General features: G+C 46.3%; 5 protein-coding genes. 4 read left to right on the forward strand and 1 reads right to left on the reverse strand.

Annotated features, from left to right (window positions below; translation table 11 throughout):
- Window positions 1-1,009: DUF475 domain-containing protein (locus Q0257_RS05410; protein WP_298022526.1), on the reverse strand; the 1,009-nt coding region annotated here is incomplete at its 3' end.
- Between the two features lie 87 nt (window positions 1,010-1,096).
- On the opposite strand from Q0257_RS05410, the gene Q0257_RS05415 reads away from it, so the two are divergent.
- The 4 genes from Q0257_RS05415 (at window position 1,097) to Q0257_RS05430 (ending at window position 5,345) form a co-directional block, all read left to right on the forward strand.
- Entirely contained in the window at window positions 1,097-2,416 is a 1,320-nt protein-coding gene (locus tag Q0257_RS05415) for a Na+/H+ antiporter NhaC family protein (RefSeq protein ID WP_298022529.1), read from the forward strand.
- Between the two features lie 256 nt (window positions 2,417-2,672).
- Window positions 2,673-3,116: a copper resistance protein CopD gene (locus Q0257_RS05420; protein WP_298022532.1), complete on the forward strand. Its 444-nt coding sequence runs from the start codon at window positions 2,673-2,675 to the stop codon at window positions 3,114-3,116.
- Window positions 3,117-3,710: 594 nt separating this feature from the next.
- Window positions 3,711-4,520: a transporter substrate-binding domain-containing protein gene (locus Q0257_RS05425; RefSeq protein WP_298022534.1), complete on the forward strand. Its 810-nt coding sequence runs from the start codon at window positions 3,711-3,713 to the stop codon at window positions 4,518-4,520.
- A 21-nt stretch (window positions 4,521-4,541) separates the two neighbouring features.
- A complete protein-coding gene (locus Q0257_RS05430; RefSeq protein WP_298022536.1) occupies window positions 4,542-5,345 on the forward strand; it encodes a transporter substrate-binding domain-containing protein in 804 nt (267 codons plus the stop codon).
- Window positions 5,346-5,576 lie beyond the last annotated feature (231 nt).

Below are 5,576 nucleotides of genomic sequence, written 5' to 3' on the forward strand. Positions count from 1 at the left end.
ACTCGTTGTTTCCCGCGATCGTTTCGATTAGTTTGCGTTTGTTGCGGCGGTTGTAGAGCACCGACGAAAGGAGCGATAGCGCGATGAATAAGATCCCCACGGTGCCCGTTATAATCTCGCTTACTTCAAATTTCAGCTTGGCAAACATTATAAACGCCAAACACGCGATGGCGTAGTGCGCGCCGTGCTCCAGATAGGCAAAGTGCGACAGCGTGCCGCGGGCGATGAGATACAGCGTGATGGAGCGCACGAACATCGCGCCGGCGCCGAGCCCTAGCATGATGATGAAGATATTATCGCTTAGCGCAAACGCTCCGATCACGCCGTCGAAGCTAAAGCTCGCGTCTAGGGTTTCTAAATACAAAAAGCCCGCAAGGCCGTTTTTTACGCCGTCCGTGCCGAAAAGGCGGTCGAAGCAGGAGATGAGCAGATAGAGCAGGATCGCACCGAAATACGCCGCACCGAGCGTCGCCGAAGCCGTTTTAGCGAGCAGCACGAGCCCCGCGGCTAGAGCGATCAGCGTGGGCGCGTTTGGAATGCGCTTTAAAAATCGCACGAGCCCGTTATTTTCGATTATGCCCAGCCAGTGTAGCTCGCGCTGCGCATCGAAGAAAAAATCGCAAAAGACCATCAGCAAAAACGCGCCGCCGAAAACGTAAATTTGCGCTTCGTTCTCGCTTAAAATTTCATGGTAGCGCTGCGGCTGCTTAAGCGCCAGCACGAGGGTTTCCCAAAGACCCAGATGCGCGCTTGCGGCGACGATTAGCACGGGGAATAAAAACCTCATGCCAAAAACCGCGATCGGAATGCCCCAGAGGATAAATCTACTCTGCCACACCGGCGCCATATCTTTTAGTACTTTGGCATTGACTACGGCATTGTCGAAGCTGAGGCTGATTTCCAGCGCGCACAAAAGCGCGCAGATATAAGCGGCACCCGCGCCGCCGATATAAAACGCGATAGCAAGCGCAATTAGGCTTACTACAAAAGAGGAGTAAAAATATTTCATCGCTGTCCTAGCCGATTTTTTGCGCGATTTTAGCAAAATTTAGCCCTAAATTCTATATAATTGCAAAAATTCCAAAAAAGGCAAAAGATGCTTACTAATCCCGTATTTATCAGTATCTGTGTGATGTGCGCGCTATGCTTGCTGAGGTGCAACGTAATGCTCGCGATCCTAATCGGCACGATATGCGCCGTGCTCTCAAGCAATATTCCGCTGGAAGATGCCATAAATTTATTCATAAACGGCAACCCCGAAAACGCCGGCAGCCTCGGCATGGGCGGAAATTTAGAAACCGCGCTTTCGTATCTGCTGCTAGGCGTCATCGCAAGCGCGATCTCAAAGACCAACTTAACGGCGATCTTGGTGCGCGCGGTGGCAAATTTAATCAGCGACAAAAAATACATCTTTATCTTTTCGATCGCCTTTTTTGCGTGCTTTTCACAAAATTTAATCCCCGTGCATATCGCCTTTATCCCGATTTTGATCCCGCCGTTAGTTAAGATCATGAACTCGTTAAAGATCGACCGCCGCGCCGTAGCGTGCGCGCTGACGTTCGGCCTGCAGACGCCGTATATGGCGCTGCCGCTGGGGTTTGGACTTATCTTTATGGGATTAATTGAAAAAAATATGAACGCAAACGGCATCGCAGTAAGCCTAAGCGACATATCGAGCGTGATGTGGCTAAGCGCAGTGCCGATGCTTGTGGGTCTCATCCTAGCCGTGATCTACTACCGCAAGCCGAGGGAGTATGCCGAAACTAAACAGAGCCTGGATGCGCATTTTAGCGAGCTTAAGATGGGTATGCGCGAATGGGGCGCGCTAGCGGGTATCGCGGTGTGCTTCGCCGTGCAAATTTGGATCAAATCCCTTCCGTTTGCCGCGCTTAGCGGAATTTTAGTAATGCTTGCGAGCAAGGGCATCAAGTGGGAAAAGCTTGATAACGTATTTGACGAGGGCGTGCATATGATGGGCTATATCGCGTTTTTGATGCTGATCGCCGCAGGATACGGCACGATCTTAAAAGAAACCGGCGGCGTGAACGAGCTGGTGCACGTAGCGAGCACTTTAAGCGGCGGCAAGCTAGGCGGTGCGCTGCTGATGATCGGCATCGGACTGCTGGTGACGATGGGTATCGGCTCGAGCTTCGGCACGATCCCTATCATCGCTACGATATACTGCCCGCTAGCCGCGCAGCTGGGCTTTAGCACGGCGGCGACGATCTTTATCATCGGGGTGGCCGCGGGTATCGGCGATGCGGGCTCGCCTGCGAGCGATAGCACGCTCGGGCCTACCGTGGGGCTGAATATCGACGGCGAACATAGCCATATGTGGGATACCTGCGTGCCGACTTTTATTTTCTTTAATATCCCGCTAATCATATTCGGCATAGTCTTTTCGATGATGCTTTGAAATTTTATAAAATTTAGCCGCGCGGCGGTGCCCGTAAATTTATAAATTTACGGACGCAAATATTTTTAAATTTAGCCGCGCGGCTTTGTTTTTAAATTTGCCCGCGCGATTTCGTCGAAATTTATTTGCGCCGTTCGCGCGGTTTGCTTAAATTTAGCCGCTTTAAATTTAACCGCTCGCGGCGCGTTGATGAAAATCATTGCTAAAATTTGAAATTTCGCATAAAATTGGCGAAATTTCATAGCAAGGAGCGGTGGTGGAGCAAATTTATCCTTACGTGCAGATCGTCCATCTCATCTGCGCCATTATCTTTTTGGGCTACATATTTTTCGACGTCGTGATTTTTTCGCGGCTTAAAAGCGCGCTGGGCGCGGATTTTAAGCGCGTTAAAAAAGCGATCGGCTCGCGTGCGATTAAAATCATGCCGGTTTGCCTTTTTACGCTGATAATCACCGGCGGAATGATGATGAGCCGCTGGGTCGGAAGCGCTAACGGCGGGTATTTCGGCACGCCGCTTCAAAAAATCTTTATGCTAAAAGCAGCGCTTGCGCTCATCATCGCCGTGTGCGTAGCGATAAATTTAAGCTGCCGCGCGATGGGAAGGCCTGCGCCTGAGTTTTTGCGAGCAAATATCCACAAAATCGCTTTTGTATTCGGATTCATCATCGTGCTTTGCGCTAAGCTGATGTTCGTAGTATGATTTATGGCGCAAAATTTAGCGCTGGCGGCACACTTTTATCGCGGAATTCTGTAGCGTGGCAAAGATTTAATTTTGCTTGCTTTTGAATTTTGTCGTTTGCTAAAAATTTTAAAATTCCATTTTGCTGGGCGGGAGTAGAAATTTAAGAATTTTAAATTCCACTATGTCTGCGCTAAAGCGCGAAATTTTAAAATTTCACTCCTTTCTTGTGCTATTTTGCCAAATCCAACCTGCAAGATTTGATCTCATGAAATTTTAAAATTTCATCGCGAGCTTTAAAGCGCTCATAAAATTTCTCACCCAATTCTGCAGCTTTAAAATTTCGTAAAATTCTAAAATTTTAAAAATTTTAAATTTTACCGCTAGGACGCGGATGAGAATTCTAAAAAACTCGCGCAAAATCGAAGCAAATAATGAAAAAGCGAATTTATTCGTCAACTTTACTTATTATTTAATAATCGTTAAAGATATAAAAAGCTAAAATTGCTTTTCGCCTGCGGACGAATTTAATGTCTGCTTGCCATTCGGGCGGGATTTTGAGGTTTCCTGTAGCCGTGGCAATGGTTTTGAAATTATTTATGAGAAAGGAAAAGGATGAAGAAATTTCTCTTAAGTCTGCTCGTCGCAGCTTTGGCTAGTAGCGCGCTTTGCGCAAGATCGCTCTCCGAGATCAAAAGTAGCGGAGTGCTTAGAATAGGCGTTTATGACGCACAGCCGCCGTTTAGCAAGATAGAAGACGGCGTGCATCAGGGCTTTGAGGTCGATATGGCAAATGCCATCGCCAAAGATATGCTTCCATCAGGCGGAAAGGTGGAGTTTACCTCCGTGCTTGCAAATCAGCGTATAAAATTCCTACAAGAAGATAAGGTGGACGCAGTTATCGCAACTTTTACCGTAACTCCGGAGCGCGAGAAGCAGATCGATTTTACGACCCCATATTTTAGTGTCAATATAGGCATTTTAACCCGCATCGAAGATAAGATTAAATCCCTAAACGATTTACAAGATAAAACTATTTTAGTTCTTAGCGGCGGTATCGCAGAAACATACTTTGAAAAGCAAGGCTATAATATCGCCAGATGCGATAACGCAAACGCCTGCTATAAGGCGCTAAAAGCCGGACAGGGCGACGGGTATGCCGACGATAACCTAGTCGTGCTGGCTTATCCGGTATTAGATAAAAAGGTTGAAGTAAATATCAAAAATTTAGGCGCTTCGGACTTCTTGGCCATCGGCGTAAAAAAAGGCAATTCGGAGCTTTTGGACTTCCTAAACGGCGAGCTAATCAAGCTAAGCAAAGAGGGCTTTTTCAAAAATTCGTTCGATAATTTCATCGAGCCTTACTACAAAGGAACTGCAGAGAAAAAGTATTTCTTGCTGGACGATCTTTATAGCTTGCTGTAATTTTAAAAAAAGGGGGACGCTATGAAAAAGATAATCTTGGCGTTGATGCTGGCTGCGTGTTTGCTTCTTAGCAACACTTTGACTCAAATCAAAGAAAAAGGGGTTATTCGAATCGGTATAGATGGCTCGTCTCCGCCGTTTAGCGTCGCTAAAGCCGGCGAATATAGCGGCTTTGAGATACTCTTAATCGAAGGGCTTGTTAAAGAAATTTTCGGTGATAAAGGCAGCAAGATACAATATGTCGTAACGGTAGGCGATGATCGTATAAAAGCGGTGCAGGATAACAGAGTTGATTTGGATATCGCACTAATCTCGGTTACAAAAGAGCGCGAGAAGCTGGTAGATTTCTCCGATCCATACTTTAGCGTAAATATCGGCGTGCTAACTCGTAGCGACGATAATATCAGAAAGGTCTCCGATCTAAACGGAAAGACTATACTGGCGCAGCCCGGCACTACTGTGTTTGATTACTTTACGAAACAGGGCTATAACGTAGTACCGTGTGCGAGCGCGAATGAATGCTTTAATGATCTAAAATCGGGTAAGGGCGACGGATACGGCGATGATAATCTACTTGTATTTGCTTACGCTGTAGTCGACCGCAAAGTCGAAGTAAATATCAAGAATTTAGGCTCGACGGACTTCCTGGCCATCGCGGTGCAAAAGGGCAATACTGAGCTGCTTAACGCGGTAAATGCGGGACTAATTGAGCTAAGTAAAAAAGGTTTTTTTACAAAAATTTTTGATGAGAGTATTGAGCCTTTTTATAAAGGCACCGTCGATAAAAAGTATTTCTTGCTGGACGATCTTTACAGCTTGTTTTAATTTAAAGTGGCGATGGATGGAATTCTATTCGCTGGCAAATTTTAGTAAAATTTAAAGGAATTTTATGAAAAAGATTATATTTGCGTTGTTAATCGCTTCGTGTTCGTTATTTGCTAACTCTTTAGCGCAGATCAAAGAAAAAGGGCTCATTCGTATCGGAATAGACGGCTCACTGCCGCCGCTTAGCGTCTCCGAGGACGGCAAATACAGCGGTTTTGAAATTTCGCTTAT

This window comes from uncultured Campylobacter sp. (assembly GCF_938018035.1).
In the GTDB taxonomy this organism is placed as follows: Bacteria; Campylobacterota; Campylobacteria; order Campylobacterales; family Campylobacteraceae; genus Campylobacter_B.

Excerpts from the sequence above, each read along its gene's own strand:
- Q0257_RS05425 (WP_298022534.1), top strand. The coding sequence starts at position 3,711 with ATGAAGAAATTTCTCTTAAGTCTGCTCGTCGCAGCTTTGGCTAGTAGC.
- Q0257_RS05430 (WP_298022536.1), top strand. The coding sequence starts at position 4,542 with ATGAAAAAGATAATCTTGGCGTTGATGCTGGCTGCGTGTTTGCTTCTT.
- Q0257_RS05415 (WP_298022529.1), top strand. The coding sequence starts at position 1,097 with ATGCTTACTAATCCCGTATTTATCAGTATCTGTGTGATGTGCGCGCTA.